The following is a 16,013-nucleotide window of genomic DNA, read 5'->3' as shown; positions in this document are numbered from 1 at the left end:
AGGGCCGGGCCTTCGTACGGCCCGCTCCGTGCGCGATCCGTTGACGTGCCTCGACACCGATAACTAGCCTCCGGTGGTCGGCCCCGCGTCCTCGACGCACGCCGCACTTGGCCCCGAACAAAGGAGTTCCGCCATGCGCACCCCGATCTCCCGCCGCTCCGTGCTCGTCTCCGGCGCCACCCTCGGCGCCTCGGCCCTGCTGGGCGTACCGGCAGCGAGCGCCGCCACCAGTACTACTACGGGCGCCGGCACAGACGCCGCCGCGAGCGCGCGCGGCACCACCCTCGTGACGCCGGTCGCCGAGGTGCTCGACGGCGGTGAGCAGGTCACGTCCCTCGTCCTGTCCGCCCGCGCGCTGGGCCGGGTCGAGCGGTCGTCGCTGACGGCGTCGACGTTCGCCGTGCACGTCACCGCCACGAACCCGCTCACCGGCGCGGTCGGCTACGAGCAGGACCGGGTGGTCACCGGGGCGAGCTGGACCCGCCGCGGTGAGATCCTCCTGGAGCTCGAGCACGGGTGGGGGGTCGACGGCGGCGGCACGCTGCAGTACCTGGGCGCGTACGGCCGCAACGTGGTGCTGGACCTCGACTACGCGCTGACGCAGGTGGAGCCGCTGCGCGCCCGGGGCGGCGGCGTGGTGGTGCTCGACTCGTTCCGGCAGGGCCGGCTGTCGGATCCGGAGGTGGACGCGTTCAGCTACCACGCGACGGCGTCGGGCCTGAACTACCGGCTGTTCTCCCCCGCGCGCACGGGCGGTCGGCGCGGGGCGGCGCTCGTCGTCTGGCTGCACGGCGGCGGCGAGGGCGGCCTGCTGACTGGCGGGTACGACTACTACGACAACGAGACCCCGCTGCGGGCCAACCGGGGCGCGCTCGGTTTCGCGACGCCGGAGGCGCAGGACTTCTTCGGCGGTGCGTACGTGCTCGCGCCGCAGTCGACGTCGGCCTGGATGCAGGACGGCGACGGGTTCGCGCCGCTGATCCTGGAGGCGATCGCGGAGGTCGCGGCGGCACACCGGATCGACCCGCGCCGTGTGCACGTCGTCGGCTGCTCCAACGGCGGGTACATGTCGCTGAAGATGGTCGCCGAGTACCCCGGGACGTTCGCGAGCTCCGTGCCGATCTGCTGCGGCATCGGCGCGCGCGACGGTTCCGGCAGCTACTTCATCTCCGACGCCGAGCTCGCCGCGATGACGACGCCGACCTGGCTCGTGGCCTCGGCCGACGACACCACCCTGGACGCCCAGGCCAACACCGTCTACGCCCACGAGCGCATCGACGGCTCGATCATGAGCCTGTACGACAACGTCACCTGGGACGGGAACACCTTCCCCGGACACTGGTCGTGGATCTACGTGGCCCGCAACGACCCCCACCACGACGGCGCGAGCCTCTGGGAGTGGATGGCGGCCGCGCGGCGCTGAGCACCGCCGGTCAGCCCTCCACCGATGCGGCCACCAGCCAGGCCGTGAGCAGGACTATCCCGGCCATCAGGACGGTCTCGCGCCCCGCGCTGCGCCGCAGCGCACCGCCAGCGGCGCGGGACCGTCCGGCGTGCCGCACCACGTCGCGCCGTCGTGCCGTGAGCCTTGGCACGACCCGGAAGTGGTTGTGCGCGCCGAACGCCACGACCGCCACCACCAGGCCGACCTTGGCCAGCAGGAACAGCCCCCAGGTGGTCTCCCAGAGCTGCGCCGGGCGGTCGAGGATCCCGACCGCCAGCAGCACCCCGGCCACGCCGACCACCGCGACCGAGACCCCCGCGACGACGGAGAAGCGCGCCCCCATCAGCGCGGCGTCCAGGTCGCGCCCGTCCCGGCGCCGCGCGCGCAGCAGGAGCCCCATCGCGACGACGCCGCCCACCCAGGTGGCGGCCGCCGCGAGGTGCGCCACGTCGGCGGTCACGACGAGCCACCGCGGCTCGACGGTGTTGCTGTGGCCGCCGATGACCTGTCCGGCCGCGGCAAGCGCGGCGCCGAGCACCGCGAGCCAGGAGCCGGGCAGCGTGCGCCGGCTGCCCACCGCGATCGCGACGGCGCCCGCGGCCTGGAGACCGACGTCCCACCGCGTCATGCCGGTAAGCGAGTCACCGATCGCCGACGGCGAGACGGCCGCCGCGAGATCGCCGTGCGCCACGAGCACCGAGCCGGCCAGGACGCGGACGGCGAGGCCGGCGAGCAGCAGCACGCCCGACCACCGCACGAGCCCCAGCACGGCCGGCACGTCCGCCTCGTCGCGCCCGCGCAGCACGAGGCCCGCGAACACCAGGCCGCCCGCGGCGACCAGGCCGCCCCAGAGCGCCGCCGCGCTGCCCAGGCGGGTGACCGCCGCGGCGGCGTCGGTCGCCGGGGTGTCCATCGCCTCGGGATCGTGGCCCATGTCGTGGTCCATGCCGCTCATGTCGTGCCCGGTCCCGGCGTGCGGCCCGTCGGCCGCTCCCGGGTCCGCCGACGCGTCGGCCGACGGTTCAGCACCAGCGGGCTCCCCCGGCGCGCCCGCGACGGCGAAGCCGAACGTGCCGTCCAGCGGGTGACCGTCCTGGGCGGCCGCCGTCCAGGTCACCGTGTACCGGCCGGCGGTCAGCGCCTGCGACGGCGTCGCGACCAGGGCCAGACCGCCCTCGGCCGAGGCGACATCGGCCGGGACGACGCCGCCCGGGCCCTCGATCACCACGCCGTCCCCGAGCAGGCTGACCGGCAGCGTGAACCGGAGCGTCACCTCGGTCACCGGCACGTCCGACGTCGACCCGGCGGCGGGTGCCGACGACTCGAGCCGGGTGTGCGCGGCGGCGGACGGCGCCCACCACAGGGCCAGCACGAGTGCCACGAGCAGCCCGGCGGCGGCCCGGACCAGGACCGCGCGAGGGCGCGCTCCGGCGAGCGTTCTGCGCATGCGGGTTCCTCCAGGAGCGGGGCGGTGCGCCGGCTCGGGCCGGCGCACCACCCGTCGGTCACATCGAGGCGAGGAGGGTTTCCATCGTCTCGATCTCGGCGGCCTGCGTGTCGACGATCGTCTGCGCGAGCTCGACCGCGCCCGCGTCCTGGCCCGACTCGACCTCGGTCTGCGCCATCTCGACGGCGCCCTGGTGGTGCACGATCATCTGCTCCAGGAACAGACGGTCGGCCTCCGGACCCGTCGCCTCGCTCAGCGCCTGCAGGTCCTCCTCCGACATCATGCCGTCCATCCCGGCGTGCCCGGAGTGGTCGCCGGTGCGCTCGGCGCCCCACGTGTCCAGCCACTGGCCGAGCTGTTCGATCTCGGGCGCCTGGGCCGCCTTGATCTGGGTGGCCAGCTCGGTGACCTGCGGATCGGCGTCGGACCTGGCCAGGACGGCGTCGGCCATCTCGACGGCCTGCTCGTGGTGCGGGATCATCATCTGCGCGAACATGATGTCCGCCTCGTTGTGCTCCGCGTGCTCGCCGGCCGCGGTCGCGGTGTCCTGCGCGGGCTCCTCGGAACCCGAGCAGCCCATCAGGGCCAGGGTGCCGGCAAGGGCGATCGCGGACATAAGGGTGCGCTTCATGGGATCTTCCTCTACTCGTCTCGGGGTAGCACTCACTGGCGCGACCGCGCTGGGGCATGGTCACGCTCGGGGGCCGGCGCGGGGCGCGCGCCGGACCCGGGTCTACGTCCGGGAGATGCAGAGCTCGTGCAAGGAGGGCGCGGCGAGGGCGCGGACGACGGCGAGCGCCGACGTCAGGGACATCGCCAGCTCGAGGGGGGCCAGCCACAGCAGCCGCCGTGCGGGCGCGACCAGCGCAAGGATCGCCACGAGGATCATGAGGCACATCGCCATCGCAGCGTCGTGCCCGCCGCACCCGTCGCAGCAGTCGCCCGCGTCCTGGTCCGCCGCGTGACCGTCCGGTGCCTGCGGGTCGGGCACCGCGGAGGCGGGCAGCAGGTCCGCCGCCGTCGCCTGGACGACGACGGGTGCGGACGCCGCGTGCGGCTCGGCGGCCTGGGCCGGGACGGCCTGCTGTGCGGTGGCCTGCTGCGTGGTGACGGCGGGGGCCCCGTGCGGCACCGCGTGCGCGTGCGACGTCGGTGAACCGCTCATCGAGTGCATGGTGACCACGCCGACGATCACCGTCAGGATCGCCAGCGCCCCGATCAGGCGTCGCCGAGGACTGGCGACGACCGAACGAAGGGGCGAGATCACGCGCACGGCACGGAGGCTATCCCACAGCCCACGCCTCGCCGAATCGGGCCGGCCGGCAGGCGCGACCGGCCGAGTCTGGCTGGCCGCCGCTCGGCCCGCCCGATCCGGCCGACCGTCGGCACAACCGGGCCCCTGCCAGCGTGGCGAACGGCGAACCGGGTTCACCGACGGGCGGCCAGCACCGCCGCGAGGCCGTCCCGCAGGTCCTGGACGAAGTACTCGGGAACCTCCAGCGACGGGAAGTGCCCGCCGTGCTCCGGCGACCGCCAGCGGACGATCTGCCGGTACCGCACCTGCGCCCAGGGGCGCGGGCACTTCTCGATGTCGTGGGGGTACACGACGATCGCCGAGGGGACGTCGACCCGGAGCTCGGGATCGAGCGACAGGTGGCTCTCGTAGTAGATGCGGGCGGCCGACGCGCCGGTCCGTGTCAGCCAGTACAGGGTGACGTTGTCGAGGATGCGGTCCCGGGAGATCGTCTCGAACGGGCTGTCCTCAGTGTCCGACCACTCGGCGAACTTCTCGAGGATCCAGGCGAGCAGCCCGACCGGCGAGTCGACGAGCGAGTATCCGATGGTCTGCGGGCGGGCCGCCTGCAGCTTCGCGAACCACGCCCGGTGGCTCCAGAACTCCTCGGTGTCCTCGGTCCACCTGCGCTCGGCCGCCGTCAGCCCGTCCGTCGTCAGCCCGGGCGGCGCCTGCGCGGTGGTGGTGTGGATGCCGAGCACGTGCTCAGGGAACCTGCCGCCGAGGACCGTGGTGATCGGGCCTCCCCAGTCGCCGCCGTGGGCGAGGAACTTCTCGTAGCCGAGCCTGCCCATCAGCTCGACCCAGGCGGCCGCGATCTTCTCGATGCCCCACCCGGTGGTCGCCGGCCTGTCGCTGTAGCCGAAACCGGGCAGTGACGGGACCACGACGTGGAACGCCGGCGCGCCGGCGTCCGCCGGATCCGCCAGCTCGTCCACGAGGTCGGTGAACTCGGCGACGCTGCCCGGCCAACCGTGCGTCAGGATCAGCGGGGTGGCGTCCGCGCGCGGGGACCGGCGGTGCAGGAAGTGGATGCCCAGCCCGTCGATGGTCGTGCGGAACTGGCCGATCCGGTGCAGACGCTCCTCGAACGCCCGCCAGTCGTACCCGGTACGCCAGTAGTGCACGACGTCGACGAGGTCGGCGAGCGGAACGCCCTGCTCCCAGCGGCGCGGGTCGGGCGCGGCGCGGTAGACCGTCTCGGCCTCGGGCAGCCGCGCAGCGGCCAGCCGGGCGCGCAGGCCGTCGAGGTCGGCGTCGGTCGCTCGGGCTTCGAATGCGTGCACGTCGCTGGTCGGACGGGGCATGGGACCTCCTGGCCGTCGGGAACCGGCTACCCACCCTCGCATCCGCCGTCCAGGTCGGCAAAGACCGCGGCGAGCGCGGCCCGGGCCGCGGCGTCAGGGCACGCGGAACGTCACCGTGCCCACCGGGTTGTCGAACTCCGTGGTGCGCAGCGACACCTGCACCTCCCACTCCCCCGCTGTCGGCAGCACGACGTCGCCCGCGTAGACGCCCGGACCCAGCGAGCTGACCGCGACCTCCCCCAGCTCCACCTCACCGGACGCCAGGCTCAGCCGCGGGGCCTCGTAACCCTCGAAGGGCTCGCCGGCGGCGTCGGTCATGGTGATGGTGACGGTGGCCGGCCCGACGTCCGGCGGGTCCAGGCTGATCCGCGCCGAGACCCCGCCCAGCCGCACCGACTCGGTGGCACCGCTCGCGCCCGGCTGCTCGCCGGAGGCGGTGGACACACCGCTCTCGGGGCTCCGATCCACCAGGAAGCCGGTGATGCCCAGCACCACGACCAGCACGGCGGCCTCCACGAGCGCCGTGCGCACCAGCCGCGCGGCGGCCGGCGCGCGGTCCCGGCGGCGTACCGCGGCGGGTGCGCGGCCACGGCGGCGTGCCACGGCGGGCGGGCGGCCGCGGCGGCTTACCACGGCGGGCGCGCGGTCCCGGCGGCGCGCGGCCGCGCCGAGGCGCGGTACCAGGGCGTACCGGTTCCACCCGGCGATGCCCACGGCGACCAGCGCGGCGAGCACCTTGACCAGGAGGAGGCGGCCGTAGTCGGAGTCGAACAGCGCACCCCAGCTCCCGGCGATCCGCCAGGCCAGGAACATGCCCGCGGCCACGAGCACCGCCAGCACGACGGCGGCCGACGCCGAGAACCGGCCGAGCACGACGGCGCCGGCGTCGCCGCGCGCGAGGTCGCCGAGGGTCAGGGCGATCGCCACCAGCCCGCCGAGCCACAGCGCGCCGGCGGCCACGTGCAGCACGTCCACGCCGACGACGAGCGCCTCGGGCGTCGCCGCCCTCGTGTGCCCGGTGAACGACGGCGCCGCGACCGCCAGGACGCAGCCGGCCAGCACCAGGCCGGTCCGCGCCCGGTCGGGTGCCGTCGCCGGGAGCGCCCCGGCGGCCAGCGCGAGGCCTACGACTACGACGGCAGGGACGACGTACTCCGCGGGCGCGAGCGCCGACCAGGTAGAGCCCTCGGTGATCGCTGAGGACGGCAGGCCGAGCTGGTAGAGCGCGACCAGCGGCACGGCCAGCGACCAGCCCAGGGCGGCCGCGCCAGCCGCCACCCGGGCGACCGGGCGGAGCCGGGCGCGCGCGGGGTCGGCGACGCGGTCCCGCGGGAGGAACAGCACCGAGAAGGCCGCTACCCCCGCAGCCAGGAGGAGGCCCACGTAACCCAGCCCCCGGACGAGGCTGAGCAGCACGGGCGCCTCGGTGCCGGCGTCCGCGCCGGTGACCGGCACGTCCACCACATCGCTGGGCGCGCCGACGGAGAAGCTCAGCGAGCCGCCGATCGGGTGCCCGTCCTCCGAGACGAGCCGCCACAGCACCACGAGCGTGCCGTCAGGGACCTCCTCGTCGAGGTCGACGAGGAGCCGCGACCCGCGGACCGTGGCGCTGGAGTCCACCTCCGTCCCGGTCGCGTCGAACACCCTGATCCCGGCCGGCACGCCGATCACGGACTCGTTGAACGTGAACGTGACGCGCTCGGGGGCGGCGTCGAGCACCGCGCCCTCCGCCGGGTCGGTGCGCAGCAGGGTCGCGTGGGCGGCGGCGCCGGGCGCCGGGCCGAGGACGAGCGCGCAGACGACGGCGAGCAGGAGCAGCCAGCCGCCGGCGCTCCTCCTGGCGCTCGGGAGTGTCACGGCCGTGGTCCGCGGCGCCGCAGCAGGACCGCCCCGCCCACCAGGACGCCCGCGACCAGCAGGCCGGCCGCACCGTAGGTGACCAGCGGGTCACGTTCGTCGACATCGGCGGCCTTGTCGACGTCGGCGGCCTCATCTGCCTCGTCGGCCCCGGCGGTCGCGCCCGCCGCCGCGCCGTCGCCATCGCCATCGCCGTCGCCGTCAGCGGAGGTGACGACGAGCACCGGCGCCGGCCGGTCGAGCGAGTCGTGGCCCTCGCCGTGCTCGGCCACCTCCGTCCAGGCCACCTCACCCTCCTCGCACCGCTGGACCACGGGGAAGACCAGGGTCGCGCCCACGTCGTCGGGCAAACGCAGGGTGAGCTCGACCTCGTCGTGCGCCCCGTCCGGGAGCGGTTCGCCGGTCGTCCAGGTCAGGCTGTCAGCCCCCTGCTCGACCGCCCAGCGGCCCGTGGCGGACGCCGCGACATCCGTGACCTCCTCGGGTATCCGGAGGGTGAGCGCGGTCGTCGCCGAACCCTCGCACCCGTGCGGGATCTCGACCCGGAGCACGGCCCTGGCACCCGCCGCGGTCGTGGACGGGGTGATGGTCACGTGGGCCGCCGCCGGCGTCGCCCCGAGGGCCATGAGCCCGGCGACGGCGAGCGCCGAGAGGGTCACGCGACCCACGACGGTCGTGCGCTTCATGTTGACTCCCCGACTCTGGAGGGCGACCCGCGACGTTGCGAGGCGCCCGCACACCAAATCAGCCTGTCGAACTGCTGTCAAGAGTGTGAACCGATGGGCCCGAACCCATGGACTCGGCCGCCCGGCCCACGTACCGTGGTTCACGTCAATGAATCGAGGTCGCACCCGTGAACCGATGGCGGTGCGGAGCGACTCCCACCGGAGGGAAGACATGCCCAACATCACCGTCGAGCTGCTGCGCGGTCGCACCGTCGAGCAGCGTCGCGAGTTCGCCAAGGCCGTCGCCGACAGCGCCGTCGAGATCCTGGGCGCACGCCGCCAGGACGTCCGCATGGTCTTCCAGGAGATCACCCCCGACATCGTCGCCAACGGCGGCGTGCTCGCCAGCGAGGACGAGAGCCGCGCCGGCGTCGTCGCGGCCCTGGCCGACGACTGACGTCCGGTTCCCTTCGAGACCGAGGTCTCGAAGAGAAACAAGGGACCAGGCGTGGGCCCGGGGGATCTTTCCTCCGGGCCCACGCCCTTGTCCCGCTAGCGCACCCTGAGCGTCACCCTGGTCTCGGCGGCCAGCGCGAGCTCGCTGCCGAGGTAGGACACCGTGAGCGTCAGGTCACCGTTCCTCGGCCGGGGCACCTCGAAGCGGGCCCGGCCGTCCTGGACCGTCCCGAGCAGCGTCGGACCGTCCTTGACGGCCAACCGCACCTGCCCGGTCACCGGGACCTCGTTCGCCGCGGAGAGCGCCACCTCGACCGCGGCCCGGTTGCCCGGAGCCTTCTTCGCCGAGATCTCCATGGTGGGCACCACCTTCTCCACCACGAACCTGACCCTCGACGACGACGCCGCATGGTCGGCGTCGCCCCCGTAGCGGAGCGTCAGGTCGTAGACCCCCGGCCGGAGCGACCTGGCCGGCAGGACGAGGGTTCCCCGCCCGTCCGCGATCGTGGCCTGCGCGAGGGCCGTGTCGCCGTCGCGCAGCTCGACCTGGCCCGTGGCCGTGTCCGGCGACACCGCCACCGAGACCGTGCCCGCCGTCCCGTACGTGACCGGCAGCGCCACACCGGCCACCGCGGTCACCGCCGGCGACTTCACCGTGATGGTCACCGTGGCCACGGCGGAGAGGTCCTCCCCGTCGTCGGCCCGGTAGGTGAAGACGTCCTTGCCGGAGAACCCGGCGTCGGAGGTGTAGGTGAAGGAGCCGTCCGCCTCCAGCACCACCCGGCCGTTGGCCGGCTGGGTGACCCCCGTGGCCGTCAGGACGTTGCCGTCGGCATCGGTGTCGTTGGCCAGGACGCCCGGTGCCGGCAGCGTGAGCGGCTCCCCGCCCACCGCCGAGTAGGCGTCGTTGGCCGCCACCGGTGCCGTGTTGGTCGGCAGCTTCTCCTCCACCGTGATCCGCACCGTCGTGGCCGCCGACGTCGCCGCGCCGTCGGACGCCTGGTACGTGAACGTGTCCAGCCCGGTGAACCCGGCGTCGGGCGTGTAGGTGAAGGACCCGTCGGCCGCCAGGTCGACGTCGCCGTGGGCCGGCTGGGTGAGCCCGGTCGCCGTCAGGTCGTCGCCGTCCACGTCGGTGTCGTTGGCCAGGAGCCCCGGCGCCGCGACCGTGAGCGGCTCGTCCTCGACCGTGCCGTAGGCATCGGCGGCGCCCACCGGGGCCGTGTTGGACGCCGTCCCCGCGTGGAGGTCGGCGACCTGCTGGGCGGTCAGCTCGTAGCCGAACATCCGGAAGTCGTCGACCAGCCCGTCCCAGCGGGCGTCCGGCCAGCTCGTGCCACCGATGAGGTTGGTCGTCGTCTGGCCGCCCACGCCGATGTCACCGATGGTGACGGTGAAGTCGTTCCGCGTGGCCTGGAGCTCGCCGTCGAAGTAGATCTTCCCGACCGAGCCGCTCTGGGTGAACACCACGTGCGTCCACTCGTTCAGCGGCAGGTCGTTGCCCTGGCCCAGCACCAGACGCTCCTGGGCGCTGCCCGGGGTGCCGGGCGCCTTGAACGTCGCGGCGAAACCGGTGGCGCCGCTGGTCTGGGTGTTGGACTGGAGCAGGAAGAACGTGTCCGTGCTGCTCCCGATCTGCACGAGCGGCACCCAGGCCGGCAGCGCGTCGGGACGGGCCCAGACGGAGACGCTGAACTGGTCGTCCATCCCCGCCTCGATGTTGTCGGGCAGCTCCACCTGGTTGCCCGACGCCGAACCCCCGCCGGGCAGGTTGAGCGCCGCTCCGAACCGTCCGTCCGGGGTCCAGCCCGTGGACCCGGTGAGCGTCGCCGCCCCGACCGAGCTGTCCAGTCCGGTGTTGGCCGCCGTCGATCCCTGCCCCTCGTCGAAGGTGTAGTGGATCGGCGTGCCCTCGCCGGGCGGCGGCCGCTCGACCGTGTGCTGCACGGTCTGCGCGGAGTCGCGCCACCCGTCGTCGGCGAGGAAGCGGACCTCCACGTCGTGCTCGCCGGGCGACAGCGCGACGTCGGTGAACCGCACCGCGCCGTCCGTCAGGTCGACCTGTCCGCCCACGCGGGACCCGTCGACCCACAGCTCGGCGACGCCCGTGGGCGCCCCGCCCGACTCGGCCGCGACGGCCGCCGCGACGTCGACCGGCTCGCCGAACGGCGACGGGGAGCCCGGCTCGACCGTGACCGTCGTGGTCGTGGCGAGCGCGGTCCCGTCGGCGTACATGGCGGCGATGTCGGCGTCCGTGAGCGCCGAGGAGTAGACCCGGACGTCGTCCATGAGACCGTCGTAGGCCGGGTCCGGGTAGCCGTTACGCCCCAGCCAGTTGTTGGCCGTCGGCCCGACGTCGGTCATGTCGATCGTCAGGTCCGAGCGGGACGCGATGGGCTCGCCGTTGAGGTAGAGCGTGCCGGTGCCGCCCTGGCGGGTGAACGCCACGTGGTTCCACTGGTTCGCCGCCACGTCCCGGGTGGGCGTGGCGTAGACCCGTTCCTGCAGCGCGGCGCCCTTGGCCTTGAACGTCGCCGCGAGCCCGGTGCCGCCCGGAGCGGCATCGGTCTGCATCTGGATCTGGAAGAAGCTGCCCGCCCCTTCCAGCCCGTCCCCGATGTGGAACAGCCCGGTCCAGTTCGACTTCGCGTCGGGCCGCACCCAGAACGAGGTGGTGAAGCTCTCCTCGCCCTGGAGCAGGTTGTCGGGCAGGTCCACCGCGTTGGCATTGCTGCCACCGGAGAGGTCGACGGCGCCGCCGAAGACGCCGTTCTCGCTCCACCCGGTCGCCCCCGTGAGGGTGGCCGCGCCGACGGACATGTCGGTGCCGCTGCTGGCGGCCCTGGTCCCGGAGCCCTCGTCGAACGCGTAGTGCACCGGGACGTCGGAGGCGCCGGGGTCGGAGCCCACGATCACGAGGTCGTCGATCATGACGCCCGCACCCGAGTCGCCCGCGGCGAGGGTCAGGTCCTGCGACCGTGCCCCGGCGACGAAGGTGCCGACGTACTTGCCGAACCTGGTCTGCGACGACAGGTCCGTGCCCGCCGTCAGGGTCGCCGACAGGTCGCCGACCGAGAGCTGAGCCGTGCCGGGTGCCGTACCGGCGGACCGGCTGTCGCGGGCGTAGCGCAGCGAGACGCGGTACTCGCGGCCCGGGTCCAGGCCCTTGACCGTGCGCGTCAGGTCGCCCCCGCTGCCCACCGCCAGGTGATAGCCCGTCAGGCCGAGGCCGCCCTGGCTGGGCGCCGCCGCGCGGACGAGCTGGACCGTGCTGTCGACCTCCCACGGGGACATCCGGCCGTTGCCGGGCTCGACGTCCACCACGGCCGGCGGGTTGGCCGAGCGCCACTCCGCCGGGATCCGCGGGTACTCGAGCTGGTCCACGAGGTGCGGCGAGCGGGCGTCCATCTCGACCGTCGGGTCGATCTGGACGATGTCGGCCACCGACGGCGTACCGTCCTCGTCGAAGACGAACAGCATGTAGGCGCCGGGCGGGGCGTACGTGCCGTCGGCCGGGGTCTCGATCGTGAGCGTGCCGCCGTCCTGCGCGAACGCCAGGTCCTGGAAGTTCTGGTCGTTGTTGAACCCGTGCGTCACCGAGCCGTTGCGGACCAGCGTGACGCGCGAGACCGCGCCGTCGGCCTGCACGTCGAAGGTGCCGGCGTAGCCGACCTTCTTCGGCACGCCCGTGACCTGGGGACGCACCGCCGGCTCGTCGCCGTCGAAGAGGTACGCCGGGGAGTAGAACTCCACGTCCGTGTAGTTGCGCGGGCCCGGCGTGCCGCCGCCGCCCACCATCACGCGGCCGTCAGGCAGGAGCAGGGCCGTCGAGTGGTAGAGGCGGGCGTGTGCGTAGGGCACCGCCACCTCGGTCCACTCGCCGGTGTCGGGGTTCCAGATCTCGGCGTTGGTGACGTAGCCGCCGTTGCCGTTGTTGTCGCGGGAGCCGCCGGTGACGATCACGTTGCCGTCGGGCAGCACGGTGGAGGTGGCCCAGTGCCGGGCGTACTTCATCGGCTGGGTCGCCTCGACCACCGGCGCGTCGGTGCCGCCGGTGATGTCGACGGTGAAGCCGGCCCTGGCGCCGTCCGGACCGCCGCCGTTGCCCCACCAGCCGCCGCCCACCTGGAGGATCTTGCCGGGGCGGTACATGGTCGCCGTCGACGTGGCGCCGACCGGGTTGCCGAGCGCGCCCTGGTTGGCGATGTCGGCGGGCAGGGTGCCCCGGAGGATCACCTCGCCGTCGCCCGAGGGGTCGAGCTCGTACATCTGGGTGCCGGTGATGTTGAAGACGTTGCCGTTGCCCGGCGCGACGAACGCGCGTGGGTACCACCAGCGGTTCTCGTCGGGGCCGTTACCGTTCCCCCCGTCGCCGTACGCCGCCGCGCTGGTGGCGCCGTCCAGGAGCTTCCACGAGCTGCCATCGGAGGGGGTGTACAGCTCCGGCGTCAGGACGCCGGGGCCACCGGTGCCGCCCTTGAGGCTGCCGCCCTGGACCACCACCGAGCCGTCGGGAAGCGTGGTGCCCGTGGGGTACCAGCGCGGGTAGTTCATCGGGGCCTCGGTGCGCAGGCCCTGGTTGGTCGTGTAGCTGGTGACGCCGACCGACCCGTCGTTGGGCGCGTTGCCGCCCAGGCCGTCGTCGCCGCCCACGGTCATGGTGGCCCGGCGGTGCGGCATCTGGACCTGCATCGAGCAGAACAGGTCGGTGTAGGTCGTGTTCGTGACGACGTTGTCGGCGACGTTGGCAGCCGTGCGCTCCTGCGCGGGGTCCCAGACGTCGATCTCCATCTGGCCGCCCTGGGTGACGCACGAGTTGCCGCTGAAGTCGTAGGGCGTGCTGTCCGTGCAGCCCGACGAGACGCTGCCGAAGGACTGGACGCGGCCGTCGGAGGTCAGCGCCGCGTTGATCGGGACCAGCGGCCAGGGCGTGACGGCGCTCCAGGCGCCCTGCTCGGCCTTGTCCGGCGCCGAGCAGTCGGCCGGCAGCAGGCCCGCCGAGTAGGCGAGGCCGTGCTTCATGTGCGTGCGGATCGGGGCCTCCGAGTAGGCCGTGCCCTCGTGCCCCATCGCCGAGTACCACGACCGGCCCGCGTCGATCTCCTGGCACCAGGTGATCGGGTGGGTGCTGCCGTTGTTCCCCATGCCGTAGGACGTCTCGTCCGCCGTCAGCAGGGTGCGCACGTTGGGCGCCGGGTTGACCAGCCAGTCGTACCACTCGTCGCTGCGCGTGAACTCGGTCCCCAGCCCCTGCGTGAGCGGGTGCGCGGTGTCCTCGACCACCACGCGGCCCGGGCGCACGGCGGGGTTCTCGGGGTGTCCCTCGGACACCGCGCCCACGAGCCGGGCGTAGAACGGGTTCACGTCGTGCTCGCTCTGCCCCACCGACCAGCCGGCGTAGTGCATGCCCATGTACCCGCCGCCACCACGGATGTAGGCCTCCAGCGCGGCGCGCTGGTCCACGTTGAACAGCACACCTCCGGTCTGGGCGAAGACCACGGCGTCCTTGGTCGCGAGGTTCGCCGTGGTGAACGCGGCGGGGTCCTCGGTCTCCTGGATCTCGACCGGCTGGGAGTACTCCGTGCCGAGCTGCGTGGCCAGCTCGCGCACGGCCTGGCGGGCCTGCACGTTGGAGGCGTGGAAGTTGGGCTTGTAGAACAGCAGGACGCGCAGCACGCCGTCGTCGACGGAGCCGACGGCGGCCTGCGCGGGTGCCGTGGCCGACGGCGCGGCCTGCGCGACGCCGCCAGCGAGGGGTGCGGCGACCGTCAGGGCGACCAGCATGGCCGCCAGGCGGGTTCGGGTTCTGCGGGGGCGGCGCGCTCGGCGCCGCGGGTCGGGTCTGCGGAGGAGGTTCATCGTTGATCCCTTTTCGCATGGTGTGCATGGACATGACGGTCCGGAGCGGCCGGTCCCCCGCCCCGGGACCGGCCGCCCAGACCTGACTCTGGGTGTGGTGTGTTGTTGGTTCGGCGCCCGCGGCGCCGGGTTACTGGTTCGGGCGCCCGCGGCGCCGGGTCAGCGGAGCTCGGCGATCACCGTCTTGAGCTCGGTGTAGTCGTCCAGGCCGAACGACCCCAGCTCGCGGCCCCAGCCGGACTGCTTGAAGCCGCCCCGCGGGAGGGTGACGTCGTCGGCGTGCCAGGTGTTGAGCCAGACCGTTCCGGCCCGCAGCCGGCCGCCGACCCGGTGGGCCGTGCTCAGGTCGCGCGACCAGACGCCCGCGGCCAGGCCGTAGACCGTGTTGTTGGCAGCGGCGACCACCTCGTCCTCGGTGTCGAACGGGATCGCCGTGATGACAGGCCCGAAGATCTCGTCGGTCTGCACGGCCATGCCCTCGGTGACGTCGGTGATGAGGGTGGGTGAGAAGAAGTAGCCGCGGTCGGCGGCCGGGCCGGCGCTGCCCGCGGCGAGCGTGGCGCCGTCCGCCACCGCGCCCCGGACGTAGCCCATGACCTTCTCGTGCTGCTCCTGCGAGACGAGCGGCCCCATGGTGGTCGCGGGGTCGAAGGCGTCGCCCACCTTGATGGCCCGAGCCGCCGCGGCGACGCCCTCGACCACCTGGTCGTACACCGAGCGCTGGACGTACAGGCGCGAGCCGTTGACGCAGCACTGGCCCTCGTTGAAGTAGCCGGCCAGGGCGGCCCCGGCGATCGCGGCGTCGAGGTCGGCGTCGGCGAAGATGATGTTGGGCGCCTTGCCGCCCAGCTCCAGCGACACCTTCTTGAGGTTCTTGGAGGCGCCGGCGGCGATCTTCTTGCCCACCTCGGTGCTGCCGGTGAAGGCGACCTTGTCGACGCCGTCGTGGTCCACCAGGGCGGCGCCGGCGTCCCCGAACCCGGGCAGCACGTTGACGACGCCGTCCGGCACGCCGGCCTCCAGCAGCAGCTCACCCAGCCGGAGCGCGGTGAGCGGGGTCTGCTCGGCGGGCTTGAGCACGATGGTGTTGCCCGCGGTGATCGACGGGATGATCTTGAAGGCGGCCATCGTGAGGGGGAAGTTCCACGGCACGATGCCGGCGACCACGCCGATGGCCTCGCGGCGGGTGTAGGCGTGGAAGTCGCGGCCGGGCACCGACATCGGGATCGTCGTGCCCTCCATCTTGGTGGCCCAGCCGGCGAAGTAGCGGAACAGCTCGGCGGCCACGCCGACGTCGCCCCGCGCCGAGGCGAGGCTCTTGCCGTTGTCGAGGGACTCGAGCTGAGCGAACTCCTCGGTGCGCTCCTCGATCAGGTCGCCGATGCGCCACAGCAGGTGGGACCGGTCGCGCGGCGTCATCCGCGACCACGGGCCCGTCTCGAACGCGGCGCGGGCGGCGGTGACCGCGCGGTCGGCGTCGACGGCGGAGGCCTGGGCCACCTCGACGAGCACCTCCTCGGTGGCGGGATTCACCGTGGCGAAGGTCTGGCCGTCCTTGGCGTCCACCCATTCGCCGTCGATCAGGAGCTGCTTGGGTGCGGAGAGGAACGCGGAGACGGCGGGCAGGAGCTGGGGATTCTCAGACATGGGAGCCTTCCGTTGGATCGGGGTTCGTGGTCGGTGG

Annotated in this window: 10 protein-coding genes; 2 read left to right on the top strand and 8 right to left on the bottom strand. The window is 73.6% G+C overall.

Annotated elements, in window-relative coordinates:
• Window positions 1-133: 133 nt before the first annotated feature.
• Window positions 134-1,423 carry a prolyl oligopeptidase family serine peptidase gene (locus tag AC0QU1_RS11190; RefSeq protein ID WP_483576449.1) on the top strand — a complete coding sequence of 430 codons (1,290 nt, stop codon included), beginning with the start codon at window positions 134-136 and terminating at the stop codon, window positions 1,421-1,423.
• A 10-nt stretch (window positions 1,424-1,433) separates the two neighbouring features.
• Here the strand turns inward: AC0QU1_RS11190 and AC0QU1_RS11185 are convergent, their stop codons facing one another.
• The 6 genes from AC0QU1_RS11185 to AC0QU1_RS11160 all read right to left on the bottom strand — a co-directional run bounded on the left by AC0QU1_RS11185 (window position 1,434) and on the right by AC0QU1_RS11160 (window position 8,035).
• On the bottom strand, window positions 1,434-2,891 hold the full coding sequence (locus tag AC0QU1_RS11185; RefSeq protein ID WP_483576448.1) for a copper resistance CopC/CopD family protein: 1,458 nt from the start codon (window positions 2,889-2,891) through the stop codon (window positions 1,434-1,436).
• Window positions 2,892-2,949: 58 nt separating this feature from the next.
• Window positions 2,950-3,522, bottom strand: coding sequence for a DUF305 domain-containing protein (locus AC0QU1_RS11180; RefSeq protein WP_483576447.1), 573 nt, complete (start codon window positions 3,520-3,522; stop codon window positions 2,950-2,952).
• Between the two features lie 102 nt (window positions 3,523-3,624).
• On the bottom strand, window positions 3,625-4,164 hold the full coding sequence (locus AC0QU1_RS11175) for a hypothetical protein (RefSeq protein WP_483576446.1): 540 nt from the start codon (window positions 4,162-4,164) through the stop codon (window positions 3,625-3,627).
• A gap of 155 nt (window positions 4,165-4,319) precedes the next feature.
• Window positions 4,320-5,492: an epoxide hydrolase family protein gene (locus AC0QU1_RS11170; protein ID WP_483576445.1), complete on the bottom strand. Its 1,173-nt coding sequence runs from the start codon at window positions 5,490-5,492 to the stop codon at window positions 4,320-4,322.
• 93 nt (window positions 5,493-5,585) lie between these two features.
• Window positions 5,586-7,349 (bottom strand): copper resistance CopC/CopD family protein, encoded by a 1,764-nt coding sequence (locus tag AC0QU1_RS11165; RefSeq protein WP_483576444.1) that lies wholly within the window; start codon window positions 7,347-7,349, stop codon window positions 5,586-5,588.
• A complete protein-coding gene (locus AC0QU1_RS11160; RefSeq protein ID WP_483576443.1) occupies window positions 7,346-8,035 on the bottom strand; it encodes a YcnI family copper-binding membrane protein in 690 nt (229 codons plus the stop codon). Before AC0QU1_RS11160 ends, AC0QU1_RS11165 begins: the two co-directional genes overlap by 4 nt.
• 211 nt (window positions 8,036-8,246) lie before the next feature.
• On the opposite strand from AC0QU1_RS11160, the gene AC0QU1_RS11155 reads away from it, so the two are divergent.
• A complete protein-coding gene (locus AC0QU1_RS11155; RefSeq protein ID WP_483576442.1) occupies window positions 8,247-8,471 on the top strand; it encodes a tautomerase family protein in 225 nt (74 codons plus the stop codon).
• Between the two features lie 95 nt (window positions 8,472-8,566).
• Here the strand turns inward: AC0QU1_RS11155 and AC0QU1_RS11150 are convergent, their stop codons facing one another.
• Together AC0QU1_RS11150 and AC0QU1_RS11145 are read right to left on the bottom strand one after the other, a co-directional pair.
• Window positions 8,567-14,254 (bottom strand): LamG-like jellyroll fold domain-containing protein, encoded by a 5,688-nt coding sequence (locus AC0QU1_RS11150; protein WP_483576441.1) that lies wholly within the window; start codon window positions 14,252-14,254, stop codon window positions 8,567-8,569.
• Window positions 14,255-14,488: 234 nt separating this feature from the next.
• Complete coding sequence (locus AC0QU1_RS11145; RefSeq protein ID WP_483576440.1) at window positions 14,489-15,976, bottom strand: aldehyde dehydrogenase family protein; 1,488 nt, start codon at window positions 15,974-15,976, stop codon at window positions 14,489-14,491.
• Window positions 15,977-16,013: the final 37 nt, after the last annotated feature.

The sequence above is a fragment of the Promicromonospora noduliphila genome (assembly GCF_056951025.1).
This window is presented reverse-complemented; position numbering and strand designations above follow the sequence as displayed.

What these genes read in the sequence shown, in the direction of transcription:
- AC0QU1_RS11170 (WP_483576445.1), bottom strand. Translation starts at nt 5,492, where the DNA reads ATGCCCCGTCCGACCAGCGACGTGCACGCATTCGAAGCCCGAGCGACC.
- AC0QU1_RS11185 (WP_483576448.1), bottom strand. Translation starts at nt 2,891, where the DNA reads ATGCGCAGAACGCTCGCCGGAGCGCGCCCTCGCGCGGTCCTGGTCCGG.
- AC0QU1_RS11150 (WP_483576441.1), bottom strand. Translation starts at nt 14,254, where the DNA reads ATGCTGGTCGCCCTGACGGTCGCCGCACCCCTCGCTGGCGGCGTCGCG.
- AC0QU1_RS11155 (WP_483576442.1), top strand. Translation starts at nt 8,247, where the DNA reads ATGCCCAACATCACCGTCGAGCTGCTGCGCGGTCGCACCGTCGAGCAG.
- AC0QU1_RS11160 (WP_483576443.1), bottom strand. Translation starts at nt 8,035, where the DNA reads ATGAAGCGCACGACCGTCGTGGGTCGCGTGACCCTCTCGGCGCTCGCC.
- AC0QU1_RS11145 (WP_483576440.1), bottom strand. Translation starts at nt 15,976, where the DNA reads ATGTCTGAGAATCCCCAGCTCCTGCCCGCCGTCTCCGCGTTCCTCTCC.
- AC0QU1_RS11180 (WP_483576447.1), bottom strand. Translation starts at nt 3,522, where the DNA reads ATGAAGCGCACCCTTATGTCCGCGATCGCCCTTGCCGGCACCCTGGCC.
- AC0QU1_RS11190 (WP_483576449.1), top strand. Translation starts at nt 134, where the DNA reads ATGCGCACCCCGATCTCCCGCCGCTCCGTGCTCGTCTCCGGCGCCACC.